The following is a 19,412-nucleotide window of genomic DNA, read 5'->3' as shown; positions in this document are numbered from 1 at the left end:
CCTCCCTCTGTTGTTCAGAGTGTGGGCGGCCCTGGCGTCAAGCCACCATTTATTGTTATTGCGCCAGCTTTTTCACTGCGGTTTCAAAACGCTCGAGCGCGTCATCAATGTCGGTCTCGGGAATGATCAGTGACGGAGCCAAACGCACAACGTCTGCGCCTGCCACCAGTACCATCACGCCCTCTTCCAGCCCGGCCGCCAAGAAGTCTTTGGCGCGACCTTTCCACTGATCGGTCAGCACACAGCCCAGCAACAAGCCGGCACCACGAACTTCACAAAAAACGCCGTAGCGCTCACCGATGGCCAACATACCCTGCCGCAACTTTTCAGAACGCTCGCTCACGCCTTTCAGGATCTCTGGCTGACTGACCGTGTCGATCACCTTTTGAGCTACCGCGCAAGCCAAAGCGTTGCCACCGTAGGTGCTACCGTGAGTACCCACAGCCAGACTCGCCCCCACCTTGGCGGTGGTCAGCATGGCCGCAACCGGGAAGCCGCCGCCCAAGCCTTTGGCGCTGGTCAGAATGTCTGGAATCACGCCGTACATTTCATAGGCGTACAAATGCCCGGTACGACCAACACCTGTCTGTACTTCATCAAAGATAAGCAGCGCATCGTTTTCATCACACAGCTTACGCAAGCCCTTCAGAAACTCCGGGTCTGCTGGAACTACGCCGCTTTCCCCCTGAATGGGCTCGATGACCACGGCACAGGTTTTCTCTTTGGAGATAAGGGCTTTGACCGAATCCAGATCGTTGAAGTCTGCGTGGTGAATGCCACCCGGTGCCGGCTCAAAACCTTCGAGATATTTCTGCTGGCCGCCCACGCTTACCGTAAACAAGGTACGGCCGTGGAAGGCATTTTTGAAGGAAATAATTTCGTGCTTGTCCGGGCTGAAATGATCCCACGCGTAACGACGGGCCAGCTTGAAGGCGGCTTCGTTGGCTTCGGCACCGGAGTTTGCAAAGAACACGCGCTCTGCGAAGGTGTGATCACACAAGGTCTTCGCCAAACGCAGCGCCGGCTCGTTGGTCATGACGTTAGACAGGTGCCAGATTTTCTCCGACTGCTCCTGCAGCGCCCCCAGCAACCCCGGGTGCGCATGCCCGAGACTGGTCACCGCAATGCCGCCCTGAAGATCCAGAAACTCGCGACCTTCCTGATCCCACACGCGGGAGCCCTCACCTCGCACCGGGATAATATTTCCGGGGGCATAATTGGGCACCATTACTTCATCAAACAATTCGCGGGAAACAGGTTCTTTGTTCATGGATTTCTCTCAGTGACTCATTACTAAGTGACAGGTTTAATCCAACCATAATACGCCTCTGAACGTATAAGAACAGCCCATTGCGAGATCGCCGTGCCTGCACGGCTTTAGCTGCTTAGACGTTGGTCTATCCCATGCATTTTTTGTTTGAAATGTGACCGATACGTTACTAAGTTGGAGTTGGTCCAACAAAAACAAATATGTGGAGACAACAACAATGCAGAACAATAAATTGCGAATGGCAATTCGTGCGACAGCGGCTGTGACAGTGCTGGGATTGGCTTCTCAGGCGCAGGCAATCAGCTTCACTGCCGGCGATTACGATGTAAGTGTGTACGGATACGCACGCATGAATGCCAGCTACGATATCGACAACAATCAAGCGCTAAGCACCCGCTCTGGATCCTACAGCGGCCTTGCATCAGACGATGGAAAAGATGGGCACTTCGGCGCTGACGCTGTGCAGAGCCGCCTTGGTGTCAAAACGGTTTCACCGCAAGGCGTCGCCATTACCGTCGAAGGTGACTTCCGGCCAGGAAATCTCCGTTTGCGTCACGCCTTCGGTAGCTATAACGGCGTGTTGATGGGGCAAACCTGGTCGAACTTCTCTAGTTTCGTAGGTAACACCGCAACGCTGGATTTTGACTCACTTCCCGGCCTGGCAGGTTATCAAGCCCGTACAACTCAGGCGCGCTACACGTCCGGCCCGCTGTCGATTGCACTTGAACAACCGAACAGCTCAATTATTGCTGCAGGTTTGGACGACGACGGAGATCCCGCAGTTCTGGATGTTGACGGCAAGGACAGCATGCCAGCTTTCACCGCGCGGATTGAAGATTCCAATGACGGCATGAGCTATTCTGCAGCGCTTCTGGCTCATCAGGTGGGCTATGACTCCGGTAGTAACGATGAAAGCTCCTTTGGTTTCGCCACCTTCGTTGCAGCAAAAATGATGCTGACCGACATGATCTCTCTACAGGGCACACTTTCTTATAGCGATGGCGCCAACAGCTATCTATACCGTTCTGGGGACAACTTTGGTGCGCCTAGTGCCTATGTTGACAGTAGTGGCGACGTAGAAACAATTTCCGGTTACGGCGGGTCTATTGGTGCAGGGGTCGATCTCGGCGGTGGCCGCAGCATTAATATCGGCTACGGCATGGTTGAAGTAGACTGGGACGATGCTGAAGATGAAGCGGCGGATGCCGGTTTTGCGGGCATTCTCGGTGGCCAAAGCGAAACCAACTCTGCCGTCATGGCCAACTACAAATGGACTCCGGTCAAAAACGTAATGATGGGCGTTGAATATCAGTTCCTGAAGCGCGAAAACGTAGACGGCTCTGATGGCGATGCGAACCGACTCCTGTTTGCAGCGCAATATAACTTCTAAAGACTCCTTGTAGACGTTAACTCTCCTTTAACCCCGGCTTCCGCCGGGGTTTTTTCGTTCTGGTTTGGTGCGCGGCGCCCCAAACTTGCTCAGAATTTCGCTTCCTCAACACCACTAAACCCAGAAAAACCATAAATTTCAGACAGCTAAGCTCAACATAAAATTTGGCACAGCTCATGCAATATCTCTTGTGAAGGCAGCCGGAAATGCGCCTGCCCCGATCAATCAGCCAAAACTTCACGAGGTGTCATCATGAAACCAGCCAAAGACCAAAGTCTGCTGTTCGAACTGACCCAGCCTGCCGAGGCCTACGCCATGCAGGATCTGCACAACTACTTTGATTGGATGTTTTTCGCAAACTGATTGCTCACACACACAAAAGCCGGGCTACCTTTCGGGTAACCCGGCTTTTGCACTTTGCCTTAACATCAATCAGAAGAACGCCTGAATGCCTGTCTGCGCGCGGCCCAGTATCAACGCGTGCACGTCGTGGGTGCCTTCGTAGGTGTTGACCACTTCCAGGTTCACCAGATGGCGGGCAATGCCAAACTCGTCGCTAATGCCGTTACCGCCCAGCATGTCTCTGGCCAGTCGGGCAATTTCAAGAGCTTTACCACAGGAGTTACGCTTCATGATCGAGGTAATCTCCACCGCAGCCGTACCCTCGTCTTTCATTCGGCCCAGGCGCAAGGCACCCTGCAACCCCAGGGTGATCTCCGCCTGCATATCCGCCAGCTTTTTCTGAATCAGCTGATTGGCTGCCAATGGGCGACCAAACTGCTTACGGTCCAGCACATACTGACGCGCGGTGTGCCAGCAATCCTCCGCCGCTCCCAGCGCCCCCCAGGAAATGCCGTAGCGAGCGGAATCCAGGCAAGTGAACGGGCCTTTTAAGCCCCGAACCTTCGGAAAGGCGTTTTCTTCCGGCACGAAGACGTCGTCCATAACGATTTCGCCGGTAATGGAGGCGCGCAGCCCAACCTTTCCGTGAATAACCGGCGCGCTCAGGCCTTCCCAGCCCTTCTCCAATACAAAGCCGCGAATCTTGCCGTCGTCGTCTTTGCCCCAGACCACGAACACATCCGCAATCGGGCTGTTGGTGATCCACATTTTACTGCCCGTCAGCCGGTAGCCTCCATCGACCTTTCGAGCGCGGGTGGCCATGCTGCCGGGGTCCGAGCCATGATCCGGCTCGGTCAGGCCGAAGCAGCCGATCCATTCACCGGAGGCCAGTTTGGGGAGGTATTTCTGACGGGTTGCTTCATTGCCAAATTCGTAGATAGGCACCATGACCAGCGAGGATTGCACACTCATCATGGAACGATAGCCGGAATCGACTCGCTCGATTTCGCGGGCGACCAAGCCGTAGCTGACGTAATTCAGGCCACTGCCACCGTATTGCTCGGGTATGGTGGCACCCAATAAACCACTGGCGCCCATTTCCCTGAATATCTCGGGATCGGTGTGTTCGTGACGAAAGGCATCCACCACGCGAGGGCGGAGTTTCTGATCTGCGAATTGGCGGGCGCTGTCGCGCACCATTCGCTCCTCATCAGAGAGTTGCTGATCCAGCAGAAGCGGATCTTCCCAATTGAAGCTTGCTTTGTTGGCCATAGTGTATTGTCCACCAAAAACGGAATGTCTTGCCAAGCATTGCCGCTTCAACCCGATCAGATTGAAGCGGCAACAGGCCAAGACTACAGCAACAAGGTGCGGATATCCCCAAGCAACTGCGTGAGCAGGCTGGTGAATCGTGCTGCGTCCGCACCGTTCACTGCCCGGTGGTCGTATGACAACGACAGTGGCAGCATCAATCGTGGCTGGAACTCGTTGCCATCCCACACCGGCTTCATGGCTGCTTTAGACACGCCCAGAATCGCCACCTCCGGCGTGTTCACAATCGGCGTAAAGGCGGTTCCGCCGATGCCACCCAAGCTGGTGATGGTGAAGCAAGCGCCCTGCATTTCAGCCGGTTTCAACTGCTTGTCTCTGGCCTTCTGTGCCAGCTCGGCGCTTTCCGCCGCCAGTTCCCACAGGCCTTTCTGGTCTACGTCCCGGATCACCGGCACCATCAAACCGTGTGGCGTATCCACCGCAATACCGATGTGGATGTACTTCTTGCGCACCACTTCCTTACGGTCCATATCCAGCGACACGTTGAACTGGGGCAGCTCAGCCAATGCCGCAGCACAGGCTTTCAGCAAGAACGGCAGCGGTGTCATTTTCACGCCACGCTTTTCGCCGGCCGCTTTTTGCGCTTTGCGGAAGGCTTCCATTTCGGTGATATCGGCATCGTCAAACTGGGTCACGTGGGGCACGTTCAGCCAGCTGCGCTGCATGTTGTTCGCCGTAGTGAACATCATGCGGGACATGCCTTCGCGCTCAACCTCACCGAACTTGCTGAAGTCCGGTAGTTTGACTGCGGGGATACCGCTGCCGCCACCCACCGAGGAGCCCTGCTGCACCTGCTGTAGCTGGCCCTTCACGTAATCCTGGACATCGTCTTTCAGGATACGGCTCTTCGGGCCAGAACCCTTGATGCGAGTAAGGTCTGCACCCAATTCCCGGGCCAGTTTCCGAACCGCGGGGCCGGCATGCACCTTGGCCCCCGGTGAAGGTGGTGCGTAGGTGGCACTTTGCGCCGAGCTGTCTTCTGCTTTTTCAGGCTTGGCATCGGATTTGGCGTCTGCCTCGTCTGCGCTTTCTTTAGCTGGCGCTTTCTCTTCTTCGGCTTCAGTTTCGTCCGATTCCCCACCTTCGTCTTCGACCACCAGATCCAGCAGGTCAGCGCCTTCAGACAACTTGTCGCCCTCTTTAACCAGCAATTTACTCACTTTGCCAGCGAAGGGAGACGGGATCTCCATGGTGGCTTTGTCTGACTCCACGGTTACCAGTGGGTCATCTACTGCAACCGTGTCGCCCTCGGAGACGTTAATCTCGATAACCGGAATGTCTTCCATACCGTCTAATGACGGCACTTTCACTCGCTCCGTTCGAGAGCCACCCGATTGTTTCTTCGGAGCCGGCTTGCTGTCTTCGGACTTGGCTTCAGACTTCTCTTCCGAGTCGGATTTGCCTTCAGCCTCCGCACTCCCGGAATCCTCTTCCTCGTCGTCTGAATCGCCGGAGTCATCGCTGGCAACGAGCATACCAACCACGTCGCCTTCTTTGATTTTGTCGCCGACCTTGGCGGTGATCTTGCTGATTTTACCGGCTGCCGGGGACGGCAATTCTACCGTCGCCTTGTCGGTTTCAACCGTCAGAATCGGATCTTCTTCCTGTACTGTATCCCCTTCACTGGCGATGATTTCGATCACTTCGACTTCATCTGCACCGCCGAGATCGGGAACTTTAATTTCCTGTTCACTCATAGCGGTCTCCTTAGCTGTGCGCCGGGTTCGGTTTGTTGCGATCGATACCGTACTTGCGCATGGCTTCGAGTACCTGCTTCTTGTCGATCTCACCGTCTTTAGCCAACGCTGCCAACGCGTCAACCGTGACGTAGTAACGGTCTACCTCGAAGAAGTTACGAAGCTTTTCACGGGTATCACTGCGGCCGAAACCATCGGTGCCCAACGTCATGTAGGTGGCCGGGATGTATGCCCGCAGCTGTTCGGAATGCAGTTTGATGTAGTCGGTCGATGAAATAACCGGCCCCTTCTGCTTTTCCAGACACTGGGTCACGTAGGCCTTGCGGGGTTTGTCATCCGGGTGCAGGGCATTCCAGCGCTCAACGTGCTGACCGTCGCGGGCCAGTTCGTTGTAGCTGGTTACGCTCCAGATATCCGATGCGACTCCCCAATCCTCCTTCAGCAGCTGAGCTGCCTCGCGTACTTCATTGAAGATGGCACCAGAGCCCATAAGCTGAACCCGAGGCGTTTTTTTCTTGCCCTTGGTTTCAACGGATTCAAACAGGTACATGCCTTTGATGATGCCTTCTTCACATCCCTTGGGCATTGCTGGCTGTGCGTAGTTTTCGTTTTCCACGGTCAGGTAGTAGAAGACGTTTTTGTCTTCTTCAAACATCTCCTTCATGCCGTGGTGGATCACCACCGCCATCTCGTAACCGTAGGCCGGGTCGTAGGCTTTACAGTTCGGAATGGTGTTGGCCAGTACATGGCTGTGACCATCCTGATGCTGCAAACCTTCACCGTTCAGCGTGGTTCGCCCTGCGGTACCACCAATCAGGAAGCCCCGCGCCTGCATATCCCCAGAGGCCCAGGCCAGGTCGCCCACACGCTGGAAACCGAACATGGAATAGAACACGTAGAACGGAATCAGCGGGAAGCTATTGTTGCTGTATGACGTAGCGGCAGCCATCCAGGCGGCCATCGCGCCCGCTTCGTTGATGCCTTCCTGCAGGATCTGGCCCTGCTTGGCTTCGCGGTAGTACATGATCTGGTCACGGTCCTGAGGCACATACTTCTGCCCCTCAGACGTGTAGATACCCAACTGGCGGAACATGCCTTCCATACCAAAGGTACGGGCTTCATCAGGCACAATCGGCACCACACGCTTGCCTACACGCTTGTCTTTAACCAGAGCGCCCAGCAGACGCACGAACGCCATAGTCGTAGAAATCTCACGATCACCCGAGCCTTCCAGCACGGCTTTGAAAATATCCAGATCGGGAATCTGCAGCGGCTGGCATTCTTTGTTACGTTTCGGGTAGAAGCCACCCAGCTCTTGGCGCCTCTTCTTCATGTAGACCAGTTCGGGGCTATCCGGTGCCGGACGGTAATAGGGTACGTCTTCCAGCTCCTCGTCTTTCAGCGGCACGCCGAAACGGTCCCGGAACGCCTTGAGGGTATCCAGATCCAATTTCTTCAATGAATGCGCGGTGTTCTGGGCTTCACCCGCAGCGCCAAATCCGTAGCCTTTGATGGTGTGGGCCAGAATAACCGTGGGCTTGCCGTTGTTCTGGTGCACGGCGCGATGATAAGCCGCGTAGACTTTGTAAGGGTCGTGACCGCCACGGTTCAGCTTGGCGATGTCGTCATCCGACAGGCTTTCAACCAGCTTGCTCAGTTCCGGGTATTTTCCGAAGAACTCTTTGCGAGTCGCGGCCGGGCCTTTGAACGCGTAGTTCTGCAGATCGCCATCGCACACCTCATCCATGGCGCGCTGCATGATGCCGTCTTCATCTTGCTCAAACAGCGGATCCCACATGCGGCCCCACACGACCTTAATGACGTTCCAGCCGGCGCCGCGGAAAACGCCTTCCAGCTCCTGCATGATCTTGCCGTTACCCCGAACCGGGCCGTCCAGACGCTGCAGGTTGCAGTTCACCACGAAGATGAGATTGTCGAGTTTTTCGCGGCCAGCTTTGGAGATACAACCCAGAGTTTCAGGCTCGTCACACTCACCGTCACCAAGGAAGCTCCACACCTTCCGGTCGCCCATGTCGATCAGTTCGCGACTGTGCAGATACTTCATTACATGCGCTTGGTAGATGGACTGAATCGGCCCCAGCCCCATAGAGACTGTCGGGAACTGCCAGTAGTCAGGCATTAACCAGGGGTGCGGGTAGGACGACAAGCCTTCGCCGCCGGTTTCTTCCCGGTATTTATCCAATTGCTCTTCGGTAAACCGACCTTCCAGAAATGAGCGGGCGTAAATTCCCGGCGCTGCGTGCCCCTGGAAATACACCAGATCAGAGTCGCGGTTCTCGTCACCACCGTGGAAGAAGTAGTTAAAGCCCACGTCATACAATGTGGCGGCAGAAGAGAAGGTGGAAATGTGACCGCCCAGATCACCGGGACGTTTGTTGGCGCGCACCACCATGGCCATGGCGTTCCAGCGAATCAGGGAACGGATACGGCGCTCCATAAACAGGTCGCCCGGCATGCGCGCTTCCTGAGTGACGGGGATCGTATTTCTAAATGGTGTGGTGATGGAATACGGCAGTTCGGTGCCGTCTCGGCTGGCGCGCTCGGAAAGGCGCTCCAGAATGTATTTAACTCGGTCTATACCTTCATTCTCGATCAGAGATTCCAGTGCATCTAACCATTCTCTGGTCTCAATGGGATCATCATCCTGGTACATCTAACCCTCCCCTGAACCTAACGAATGCAGCGTGTGCCACGATCAGCAGCCGATCACGTTGCGAAATTGGAAACTGCGATAACTGGCAGCTTTATTATTGAAGTATCAGCTTGCGAGAAATGCTGAGTGGCCAGCGTGACTTCCCTCAAGCATAGAACAGCTTTCATTATTTTCCTGCGCCAGGCCGTTGTTGTAGCTCGTGCCGATACGGCTATGGCGAGCTATAGAAACGACGCAGTGATCAGATTTGCTCGGCGCAGCAAAAACTACGTACTTTTAGCAAAACAATCTCAAATTTTTTCGCCAAATCCGAGAATCCGGCGCAGACAGCCGCAAAAATTCTGTTTATTTACGTAATAATGACCAAATCACTTCACTAAAACAACATACCCCCGACCAAGGTCTGATACTCCCATTTCAGCTACAAACCTTCGCGTTACTAAAGATATTTCGTAAGATCCATGACCGATCGCACTCGGCAATACCGCTCAACCAAAGGCTTGCCGCCTCACACCAGACCGTCATCGGCAACCAAGCCCCGCTCAAAGAATAATTAGACCTGAAAATAATTTCAGAATTCTGTATAATTTTCGGCCCGTTTTTTATGCGATCACGAAGGTGCTTTAGCCTTCTTTTTACTTTTATTACCCAACAGAGGGCGATCTATGAACTCCATCGTCACCTTTCCTAACCGTATCCCGGTGCAGGAATTCGAAGAACGCCGATTCAAGGTGTTTACTGACCGTCAGCTCGACAAAATTGAAGCCATTCAGGATCTGCCTGAAGAAACCTTGTTTGAGATGAAGGTTGTGGCCAGCGTGCTGCCCTTCCGCGTCAATGAATACGTTATCGACGAGTTGATCAACTGGGACAACGTACCGAACGACCCGATTTACCAGCTTGTGTTCCCGCAGAAGGGTATGCTGAAGGACGAGCATTACGAACAGATGGCACAACTGCACCGGGATGGCGCAGACAAGAAAGAGATTCAGGCGCTTGCCAAGCAGATCCGTGACGACCTGAACCCGCACCCGGCCGGCCAAATGGAAATGAACATGCCGGAGCTGGATGGTGAAGTGCTGGACGGCGTGCAGCACAAGTACCGCGAAACCGTGTTGTTCTTCCCCTCCCAGGGCCAGACTTGCCACTCTTACTGCACCTTCTGCTTCCGCTGGGCACAGTTTGTCGGCGACAAAGACCTGAAAATGGCCAGCACCGATGCCGAGAAACTGCACGGCTACCTGCGGGAGCACACCGAAGTAACCGACCTGCTGGTGACAGGCGGTGACCCGATGGTCATGAAAACCAAAAACCTGGTTCAGTACCTGGAGCCTCTGCTGCAGCCGGAATTCGACCACGTTCAGACCATCCGCATCGGCACCAAAGCGTTGACCTTCTGGCCCTACCGCTTCGTCACCGACAAAGATGCCGACGAGCTGATCGAGTTGTTCGCCAAACTGGTTGACGCCGGCAAGCACGTAGCCATCATGGCGCACTACAACCATTGGCAGGAAATCACCACCGACATCGCGGAAGAAGCCATTCGCCGCATCCGCGCCACCGGCGCTGAAATCCGCGCGCAAGGCCCGCTGATCAAACACGTGAACGACAACGCGGATGACTGGGCCAAGCTTTGGAAGCGTGAGGTAAAGCTGGGCATCATCCCCTACTACATGTTTGTAGAACGGGACACCGGTGCCAAGAACTACTTTGAGGTGCCGCTAGCGGAAGCCTACAACATCTACCGCGAGGCCATGAAGCAGGTATCCGGCCTGGCCCGCACCGCCCGAGGCCCCAGCATGAGCGCCGGCCCCGGCAAGGTAGAAATCCAGGGCATTGCGGAAATCAAAGGCGAAAAAGTGTTTGTATTGCGCTTCCTGCAAGGCCGCAACCCGGACTGGGTACAGCGCCCGTTCTTCGCCAAATACAGCGAAACCGCCACCTGGCTACACGAGCTGGAGCCAGCCTTCGGAGAGGAGAAGTTCTTCTTTGAAGATGAGTTTGAGCAGATGAAGAAGGGAAATAGCTAAGGCCATTGCCTGAAGCTGATATAAAGAGGCCAGATGGAGCAATCTATCTGGCCTTTTGCTGCAACCTCAATGCATCAACGTATACAACTTCCTCCGATACGTCCGCACATCCGCATTGTTATTACCCAGTTTTTCAAACAACTCCACCAAGGTCGTCTTGGCCACCCCATCCTTGTAATTGCTGTCCGCCTGCATTAACCGGATCAGCAAATCCATCGCCTCGGCATTCTGCTCTTGCAACACTTTGTGCAGTGCCAACTGATGCAAAGCCTCCGGGTCTTTCGGGTTGGCTTCCAGCGTTTGTTCCAAACCGTCGATAGCCGGCAACTCGCTCGACTGCTTCAAAAACTTCACGCGGGCCGCCAACTGTTTGGCTTTGGTCTGCATTTTCTCTTCTGGCGGCAAGTTTTCCAGCACCTGTTCGGCAGTTTCCACGTCGCCCTGTTCCGCTTTCAGCTGGGCCAGATCAATCAATACGTCCAGATTTTCCGGGTCCTTCTGGTTCATTTCCGTCAGGATCGCCAGAGCTCCGTCCAGATCGCCCGCCTCCCACAGCGCATGAGCTTTCTCGTACGGATCTTCAGCCGGCGCTTCCACGTGTTTCTCCAGCACCTTGCGAATCTCGCTTTCCGGCTGGGCACCGTTGAAACCATCCACAGCCTGGCCGTCTTTCACCAGAATAACGGTGGGCAAGCTGCGCACGCCCAGGGAAGAGGTCAGCTCTTGCTGCTCATCGGCATTCACTTTGGCCAGCAGGAAATTGCCCTGATATTCGTCCGCCAGCTTTTCCAGTATCGGCATCAGCTGCTTGCACGGTGCACACCAATCCGCCCAGACATCCACCAGGATCGGCGTTTTGGCGGAGGCTTCCATCACCTCCTGCGGAAAGTTGTCCATGGTGGCATCAAAGATATAGGGTGAAGCAGTCATAAAGTTACCCGGTTATAAGGATGTTAGATGGCTCTGGTATGGGGGCTCGGGAATTAAAAATCAAGCCAGCTTGAAAATCCTGCCATCGCCGTTACATAGAATAGTAAACACTCACGCCTTTAGAGCGAAACGGTATGAATGACGAGAACCGCAAAGACTCCCTGGACGAATTTGAAGAAGACGTGACCGAATACATCGGCAAAGAAGACAACAACAAGGCACTCGCACTGCCCCATCAAGCCCGGCCGCAACGGATGTACGTGCTGCCAGTGACCAACCGGCCTTTCTTTCCGGCGCAGGTACAACCGGTGATGGTCAACGAAGATCCGTGGCACGAAACCCTGAAGCGGGTGGCGGAAACCGACCACAAAATGTTGGGCATTTGCTTTGTTGAAGACACGGAAAGCGAATCCGGTGTGCCCACCAGCGACGAGCTGGAGGTTATGGGCTGCGCGGTTCGCGTTCACCAGGCCCAGCGCGAGAACGGCAAAGTGCAGTTCATCGCCCAAGGCCTGCATCGGTTCAAAATCGTGCAATGGCTACGCCGTCGCCCGCCCTATCTGGTGGAGGTCGAATATCCTGACGAGCCGGAAGAGCCGGCCGACGAGCTCAAGGCCTACACGCTGGCCATCATCGGTGCCATCAAAGAGCTGCTGCGCACCAATCCGCTATACGGGGAAGACGTAAAGCAGTACCTGTCTCGCTTCGGCCCGGACGACAGCTCACCGCTGGCCGATTTCGGTGCGTCTATGACGAGCGCGCCCGGGCAGGAACTGCAGGATGTTCTGGACACTGTGCCTTTGCTTCGCCGCATGGAGCGGGTGCTCCTGCTGATGCGCAAAGAACTGGAAGTGGCTCGCCTGCAGTCTGAAATCAACGAAGAAGTAAACGAGAAGGTGCAAAAGCACCAGCGTGAATTCTTCCTGCGCGAGCAACTGAAAGTTATTCAGCGCGAACTGGGCATCGCCAAAGATGATAAAACCGCCGATGCAGAGCGCTTCGAGGCGCGGATGGCCAAACTGAATCCGCCAGAAGCTGTGCAGGAACGTTTCGATGAAGAAATCCAGAAACTGCAGATTCTCGAGCAAGGCTCGCCGGAATACGGTGTGACCCGAAATTATCTCGACTGGATCACGCAAGTGCCTTGGGGGAAATACTCCGAAGACCACTTCGACCTCGCGGCGGCACGCAAGATATTGGACCGGGACCACGACGGTCTTAACGATGTCAAAGACCGCATCGTCGAGTTCCTCGCCGAAGGCTCGTTCAAGGGTGAAATGAGTGGTTCCATTCTGTTGTTGGTAGGCCCACCCGGCGTGGGCAAAACCTCTATCGGTCACTCGGTGGCAGATGCGTTGGGCCGCGAGTTCTACCGCTTCAGTGTTGGCGGTATGCGCGACGAAGCCGAAATCAAAGGCCACCGCCGCACCTACATCGGCGCAATGCCCGGCAAGTTTGTGCAAGCCCTGAAAGACACGAAAGTGGCCAACCCGGTGATCATGCTGGATGAGATCGACAAAATCGGCTCCTCTTTCCAGGGCGATCCGGCGTCAGCGCTGCTGGAAACCCTGGATCCGGAACAAAATAAAGAATTCTTGGATCATTACCTCGATGTGCGCATGGACTTGTCCAAGGTACTGTTCATCTGCACCGCCAACCAGCTAGATACCATTCCCCGCCCCCTACTGGACCGGATGGATGTCATTCGGCTGTCTGGCTATATCGGTGAAGAAAAGCTCGCCATCGCCAAGCATTACCTGATCCCGCGCTTGCTCAAACGAGCAGGCTTACTGAAAAAACAGCTAAACATCTCGGATGCCGCCGTTCGGCAAGTGATTGAAGGTTATGCCCGGGAAGCCGGCGTGCGCAGCCTGGAAAAACTGCTGCACAAAATCATTCGCAAAGGCATTGTGAAACTGCTGGAAAACCCGGACGAACCGGTGCGAGTTGGTGTGGGCGATTTGACCACCTATCTCGGACAACCGGCTTTCCGCAAAGAGAAGTCCCTGAAAGGCACCGGCGTTGTCACCGGCTTGGCGTGGACCGCAATGGGCGGAGCGACGCTAAGCATCGAAGCCTCCCGCGTTCATACCAACCACCGGGGCTTCAAGCTGACCGGGCAACTGGGCGACGTGATGCGCGAGTCCGCAGAAATTGCCTACAGCTACGTGGCCTCCAACCTGAAGCGATTCAAAGGCGACCCGACTTTTTTCGAAAAGTCGTTCGTCCACCTGCACGTGCCCGAAGGTGCAACACCGAAGGACGGCCCCAGTGCCGGTATCACCATGGCCACGGCGTTGGTTTCTATCGCTCGCAGAGAAGCTCCGCAGCAGAACATTGCCATGACTGGCGAACTGACACTTACAGGGCAGGTGCTGCCCGTTGGCGGGATTCGTGAAAAAGTGATTGCCGCAAGACGACAGAAGATCAGTAATCTGATTCTGCCGGAGGCGAACCGGTGGGACTACGAAGAGTTGCCGGATTATCTCAAAGAAGGGTTAACCGTGAACTTTGCCAAAAACTACACCGATGTGTTTCAGGTGTGTTTTGGCAATAAGCCGAAGAGTGGGTCTAGCGTTCACTAGTTCCCGTGAATTCGGAGAACGGGGGTCTGTCCTCGTAGGGACAGACCCCTCGCCATCTTCAGGCCTTTTCCTTCCAGCCATCATCCCTCAATACCGACCCCACCGTCAGAACCGGCGAAGCGTCAATATCATCAGCGTCCATCATATGAGCCACACGCTGCAACGATGACAAAATCATCGTCTGCTCCCACTCGGCCAGATTCTGGAACTTCTCAATGAAGTCTTCCTGCAACGGGTTCGGCGCACGGGCCAACAGATCGGCCCCTTCTTCGGTTAAATGAGCATGTACCTTGCGCTTATCCTTCGTGCTGCGCACACGATAAACCAGCTTACGGAGTTCAAGGCGGTCGAGAATGGTGGTTACCGTTGCCTGACTGAGACTGACATTCTCGGCAATCGTACCGATTGTCACCTCGCCCAGGTCACGAATGGTGCGCATAATCAGCAGCTGAGGGCCGGTCAACCCGGCATGCTTACTCAACCGTTTCGAATGCAAATCCGTTGCCCGGATAACCCGCCGAAGCGCCACCAACACCTGCTCGTAACTATCCAAAACTCGACTCCCAAGCCGTTTATTTATACCTCTAACTATTAGAGGTCTTCACTCGCTTTGATGCAAGTGCGAATATTACCTAGCCCAGCCCGCCACCCGACATTATTTCTAACAGTCACTGTGCTAAGGTCATTCACCGATACTGTTCTCCTTACTGAAAAACGGACACATTTAATGATCAAGCACTATCTTGTATTCATCCTCGCCCTTATTTTTACCGGACATCTCCATGCACAAGGGCAAGAGCTTGGTCCAGACAAAGAGCTGACAGAGGAAGACCTGGAAGAAAGCATCAAAACACTGGAAAAACCGATGTACACCCCCTTCGTGGAGCTTTACCTGCTCGACGAAACCAAAGCACTTCGCCAAGACATGCAGAACACCCGCGCCGAGCTCATAGAGAAGGTCGTGGAAAAAGAACTGTCGGTGGCCGATAAATCCATGTCTTATGCCGCTGATACCGTCACCTACTTCTTCTACCTGATTGCCGGTGCCACTTCCATTCTGGTTGTTATCGGCTGGAACTCGATTCGGGACATGCGCCACCAGCTCACCGGCCTGGCAGAAGAGCGGGTCAACGAATTGGTGGTGGAATACGAAAAACGCCTGAAAGCGATCGAAGAGCAGTTGCAGCAAAAGTCCGAGATCATTCACCAGAACCAGGCCGAAATCGAACTGACCAACGAAGTGCATGCGCTCTGGCTGAAAGCCAGCCAGGAAACCTCGCAGCAGAATAAGATCAACACCTACGACCAGATTCTGGAACTGCGCCCTGACGACGTTGAAGCGCTGAGCTACAAAGCCGATGCCGTGCTCGAAATACAAGAACCGCTCTGGGCCATCAGTCTTTGCAACCGGGCCCTGAAACTGGCACCGGACAATGGCCATGCGCTTTACCAGCTGGCCTGCGCCTTTGCCGAGATCGGCCGCTGGGAAGATGCTGTTGCAAACCTATCCAAAGCCATCGAGATCTCAGAAGCCTACCGGGACGATGCCTCGGTTGACCCAAGCTTCGAGCAATTACACGACCACGAAAATTTCAAAAATCTGGTTTACATCGATGGCGACGACCCGGAAGATGCCTAAAAGCGCACATGTATCGCGGCCATACACGCATTTGCTTGACAAGGCCTGGGCTGTGGTGTTTCTTAACTCATTGTGAACATAAGAATAACCCTGACACACAGGAAAAAAACACGATGAACATTTCCGCAAAAAAACTCGCCACCGCTGTGAGCGCGTCGGTCGCTCTGATGGTCGCTGGCCAGGCTAGCGCAGATATCAAAATTGGCATTGCAGGCCCGATGACCGGCCCGGTCGCTCAGTACGGTGACATGCAGTTCTCCGGTGCCCGCATGGCTATCGAACAAATCAATGCCAACGGCGGTGTGATGGGCGAAGACCTGGTTGCCGTTGAAGTTGATGACGTTTGTGACCCAAAGCAAGCCGTTACCGTTGCCAACCGGCTGGTGAACGAAGGGGTTCAGTACGTTATCGGCCACCTCTGCTCCAGCTCGACCCAGCCTGCCTCCGACATTTATGAAGACGAAGGCATCCTGATGATCACCCCGGCTTCCACCAGCCCGGAAATCACCGAACGCGGCTATGAGCTGGTGTTCCGCACCATCGGCCTGGACAGCATGCAGGGCCCGGTTGCCGGTAACTACATTGCCAGCCAGAAACCGGAGCGGGTTGCGGTTGTTCACGATAAGCAGCAGTACGGTGAAGGCATTGCCACGGCGGTTCGTGACACCCTGAAAAACGCCGGCATCGAAGTTGCGATGTTCGAAGGCATCACCGCCGGCGACAAAGATTTCTCGTCGCTGGTCACGAAAATCAAGCAAGCCGACGTGGACTTCGTCTACTACGGCGGCTATCACCCTGAACTTGGTTTGATTCTGCGCCAGGCTCGCCAGAATGATGTCACCGCGAAGTTCATGGGCCCCGAAGGCGTTGGCAACAAAGATATCAATACCATTGCCGGTGAGGCCGCTGAAGGCTTGCTGGTCACTCTACCGCCCAGCTTTGACGAGAAAGCCGAGAACCAGGAGCTGGTCAAAGCCTTCAAAGACAAGGGCGAAGACCCGTCTGGCCCGTTCGTTCTGCCTTCTTACACCGCTGTTCAGCTGGTCGCTGAAGGCATCAAACAAGCCGATTCCTCTGATCCATTTGACGTTGCCGCCGCTCTGCGCGCCAACAGCTTTGACACTCCGATCGGAACCGTTCAATACGACAAGGCCGGGGACCTCAAGTCCTTCGAATTTGTGGTGTACGAATGGCACTCTGACGGCAGCAAGACTCCGGCACAGTAAGCCCACCCCTCTTTCAGAGGTATGAATAGAAGCACCTTCCCACCGCGATCCGGGGGAAGGTGCTTTTCTGGCCGTATGCATTCGGAGCTCCCTCAGCATGCAAGACCTCCTGTATTTTTCCCAACAGCTCGTTAACGGGCTCACGATCGGAAGCACTTACGCCCTGATCGCCATCGGCTATACGATGGTTTACGGCATTATCGGCATGATCAACTTCGCCCACGGCGAAATCTACATGATCGGCGCTTACACGGCGCTTATTGCCATTACCGGCTTGGCCACGCTTGGCATTGCCTGGTTACCTGTGATTTTATTGGTTGCGCTGATTTGCGCGGTGATCGTTTCCAGCTCCATGGGCTGGGCCGTTGAACGGGTCGCTTATCGCCCGGTTCGTGGACGACACCGGCTGATCCCGCTGATATCCGCCATCGGTATGTCGATCTTCCTGCAGAACTATGTGCACTTGGCTCAAGGTTCACGCAACATCGGCTTCCCGGCACTGATCGACGACGGTTTCCGGTTTGGCGCACCTGAAAGCTTCCAGCTTTCGCTCTCTTACATGCAAATCACCATTTTTATCACCACACTGGTCTGCATGACGTTGCTGTCTTTGTTTATCTCACGCTCACGCATCGGGCGGGCCTGCCGGGCGGTGTCTCAGGATCTTGGCATGGCCAACCTGCTGGGCATCGATACCAACCGGATCATTTCCGCGACCTTTGTCATCGGCGCATCGCTGGCGGCTGTTGCCGGTTTGTTACTGGGCATGTACTACGGCTCGGTTGACCCGTTGTTTGGCTTTATCGCCGGCTTGAAAGCCTTTACCGCGGCGGTACTGGGCGGTATTGGCAGCATTCCCGGCGCCATGCTGGGCGGCTTGATACTCGGTGTCTCGGAAAGCATGACCTCCGGGTATCTGAGCGGCGAATACAAAGACGTTGTTTCGTTCAGCTTGCTGATCCTGATTCTGCTGTTCAAACCCACCGGCCTGCTTGGCAAACCGGAGGTTGAGAAGATCTGATGGCAACACACAACCTGAAGCATGCGCTGTTCTGCGCAATCGTCACCGTCGTTATCGCCTACCCGATCCTCGGCTTGAACCTTGTGGCCCAGGGCACCGAAATCGGGATTGAAGGCGCAACCCCAACTACCGTCATCTCGATATTTCTGGCCGCCGGTATCGTGTTTTTCTTCCAGCTGTTCCGTGACAGCATCATGGGCAACCTGGGTAAACTGCCCAAGCTGAATCCGCTTAGCGGGCGCGAACCTATGCCAGCAGAGAAACGGGCAAAAGTAGAGGCCTGGGTGCTTACGGGCATTATCGTGCTGGCCCTGTTCTGGCCGTTCGTGGTGTCGCGGGGCGCGGTCGATCTGGCCACACTGGTGCTTATCTACATCATGCTGGCTTTGGGCCTGAACGTGGTAGTCGGTCTGGCCGGTCTGCTCGACCTTGGCTACGTCGCCTTCTATGCCGTCGGCGCCTACACCTTCGCCCTGCTATACCACTACTTCGGCTTCACCTTCTGGATGGCCTTGCCGGTTGGTGCCTTGCTGGCCGCAACCTTCGGTATGGTCCTCGGGTTCCCGGTATTAAGGTTGCGAGGCGATTATCTCGCCATTGTGACGCTGGGCTTTGGCGAGATTATCCGCATCCTTTTGAACAACTGGACGGCGGTGACCGGCGGCCCTAACGGTATCGGCGGCATCCCTGACCCGACCTTGTTCGGCATGGAATTCGGGCGCCGAGTCAAAGAAGAAGGCAATACTTCCTTCCACGAAACCTTTGGCATCGCCTACAGCGGTGAGCACAAGGTGATTTTCCTGTACCTGATCGCCCTGGTGCTCGCGGTCATTACTGCCCTGGTGATTCGCCGCCTGATGCGCATGCCGGTTGGTCGGGCCTGGGAAGCTCTTCGGGAAGACGAAATTGCCGCCCGCTCTCTTGGCTTGAGCCGCACCGCCGTGAAGCTTTCTGCGTTCACCATCGGTGCCTTCTTCGCCGGATTTGCCGGCACCGTGTTCGCGTCCAAACAGGGGTTCATCAGCCCGGAATCCTTCGTCTTCCTGGAATCCGCCATCATTCTGGCCATTGTGGTGCTCGGCGGGATGGGGTCCCAGATCGGAGTCATTCTCGCGGCCATCGCCGTCACTATCCTGCCGGAACTCGCGCGTGAGTTCTCAGACTTCCGAATGCTTGTCTTCGGGGCCGCCATGGTTCTGATGATGGTATGGCGGCCTCAGGGTCTGATGCCTATGCGTCGAATTCCCATTGCACTGAAACGGCAGGAGTGACAGGT

Annotated in this window: 13 protein-coding genes; 7 read left to right on the top strand and 6 right to left on the bottom strand. The window is 55.2% G+C overall.

Going from position 1 to position 19,412, the window contains the following annotated elements:
- Window positions 1-55: 55 nt before the first annotated feature.
- A complete protein-coding gene (locus tag JAO79_RS05070) occupies window positions 56-1,270 on the bottom strand; it encodes an aspartate aminotransferase family protein (RefSeq protein WP_199006030.1) in 1,215 nt (404 codons plus the stop codon).
- Window positions 1,271-1,487: 217 nt separating this feature from the next.
- Between JAO79_RS05070 and JAO79_RS05065 the strand changes: the two genes are divergently transcribed.
- Window positions 1,488-2,660 carry a DcaP family trimeric outer membrane transporter gene (locus JAO79_RS05065; RefSeq protein WP_199006029.1) on the top strand — a complete coding sequence of 391 codons (1,173 nt, stop codon included), beginning with the start codon at window positions 1,488-1,490 and terminating at the stop codon, window positions 2,658-2,660.
- 432 nt (window positions 2,661-3,092) lie between these two features.
- On the opposite strand, the gene JAO79_RS05060 is transcribed toward JAO79_RS05065, so the two are convergent.
- From JAO79_RS05060 to aceE, 3 genes are all read right to left on the bottom strand, one after another.
- Window positions 3,093-4,274 (bottom strand): acyl-CoA dehydrogenase, encoded by a 1,182-nt coding sequence (locus JAO79_RS05060; RefSeq protein WP_199006028.1) that lies wholly within the window; start codon window positions 4,272-4,274, stop codon window positions 3,093-3,095.
- 83 nt (window positions 4,275-4,357) lie between these two features.
- The gene (gene aceF, locus JAO79_RS05055) at window positions 4,358-6,031 is read right to left on the bottom strand and encodes a dihydrolipoyllysine-residue acetyltransferase (protein WP_199006027.1); all 1,674 of its coding nucleotides are present in this window, start codon (window positions 6,029-6,031) and stop codon (window positions 4,358-4,360) included.
- A 10-nt stretch (window positions 6,032-6,041) separates the two neighbouring features.
- Window positions 6,042-8,705, bottom strand: coding sequence for a pyruvate dehydrogenase (acetyl-transferring), homodimeric type (aceE, locus tag JAO79_RS05050; protein WP_199006026.1), 2,664 nt, complete (start codon window positions 8,703-8,705; stop codon window positions 6,042-6,044).
- Window positions 8,706-9,370: 665 nt separating this feature from the next.
- Here aceE and JAO79_RS05045 point away from each other — a divergent pair.
- Complete coding sequence (locus JAO79_RS05045; protein ID WP_199006025.1) at window positions 9,371-10,735, top strand: KamA family radical SAM protein; 1,365 nt, start codon at window positions 9,371-9,373, stop codon at window positions 10,733-10,735.
- A gap of 66 nt (window positions 10,736-10,801) precedes the next feature.
- Here the strand turns inward: JAO79_RS05045 and trxA are convergent, their stop codons facing one another.
- Window positions 10,802-11,665, bottom strand: coding sequence for a thioredoxin (trxA, locus tag JAO79_RS05040; RefSeq protein WP_199006024.1), 864 nt, complete (start codon window positions 11,663-11,665; stop codon window positions 10,802-10,804).
- Between the two features lie 134 nt (window positions 11,666-11,799).
- Between trxA and lon the strand changes: the two genes are divergently transcribed.
- Complete coding sequence (gene lon / locus JAO79_RS05035) at window positions 11,800-14,250, top strand: endopeptidase La (RefSeq protein WP_199006023.1); 2,451 nt, start codon at window positions 11,800-11,802, stop codon at window positions 14,248-14,250.
- Window positions 14,251-14,308: 58 nt separating this feature from the next.
- Here lon and JAO79_RS05030 read toward each other — a convergent pair whose 3' ends face one another.
- Window positions 14,309-14,803: a MarR family winged helix-turn-helix transcriptional regulator gene (locus JAO79_RS05030; RefSeq protein WP_199006022.1), complete on the bottom strand. Its 495-nt coding sequence runs from the start codon at window positions 14,801-14,803 to the stop codon at window positions 14,309-14,311.
- A 174-nt stretch (window positions 14,804-14,977) separates the two neighbouring features.
- Here JAO79_RS05030 and JAO79_RS05025 point away from each other — a divergent pair, with 174 nt between their 5' ends.
- From JAO79_RS05025 to JAO79_RS05010, 4 genes are all read left to right on the top strand, one after another.
- A complete protein-coding gene (locus JAO79_RS05025) occupies window positions 14,978-15,889 on the top strand; it encodes a tetratricopeptide repeat protein (protein WP_199006021.1) in 912 nt (303 codons plus the stop codon).
- A gap of 113 nt (window positions 15,890-16,002) precedes the next feature.
- Window positions 16,003-17,115, top strand: coding sequence for a branched-chain amino acid ABC transporter substrate-binding protein (locus tag JAO79_RS05020; protein WP_199006020.1), 1,113 nt, complete (start codon window positions 16,003-16,005; stop codon window positions 17,113-17,115).
- Window positions 17,116-17,212: 97 nt separating this feature from the next.
- Complete coding sequence (gene livH, locus JAO79_RS05015) at window positions 17,213-18,136, top strand: high-affinity branched-chain amino acid ABC transporter permease LivH (protein ID WP_199006019.1); 924 nt, start codon at window positions 17,213-17,215, stop codon at window positions 18,134-18,136.
- Window positions 18,136-19,407 (top strand): high-affinity branched-chain amino acid ABC transporter permease LivM, encoded by a 1,272-nt coding sequence (locus JAO79_RS05010; RefSeq protein ID WP_199006018.1) that lies wholly within the window; start codon window positions 18,136-18,138, stop codon window positions 19,405-19,407. The genes livH and JAO79_RS05010 overlap by 1 nt, the downstream gene beginning before the upstream one ends.
- Window positions 19,408-19,412: the final 5 nt, after the last annotated feature.

It is taken from the genome of Marinobacter litoralis, assembly GCF_016427555.1.
In the GTDB taxonomy this organism is placed as follows: Bacteria; Pseudomonadota; Gammaproteobacteria; order Pseudomonadales; family Oleiphilaceae; genus Marinobacter; species Marinobacter litoralis_A.
The sequence above is the reverse complement of the archived record's forward strand: the minus strand, read 5'-3'. Positions and strand labels throughout refer to the sequence as shown.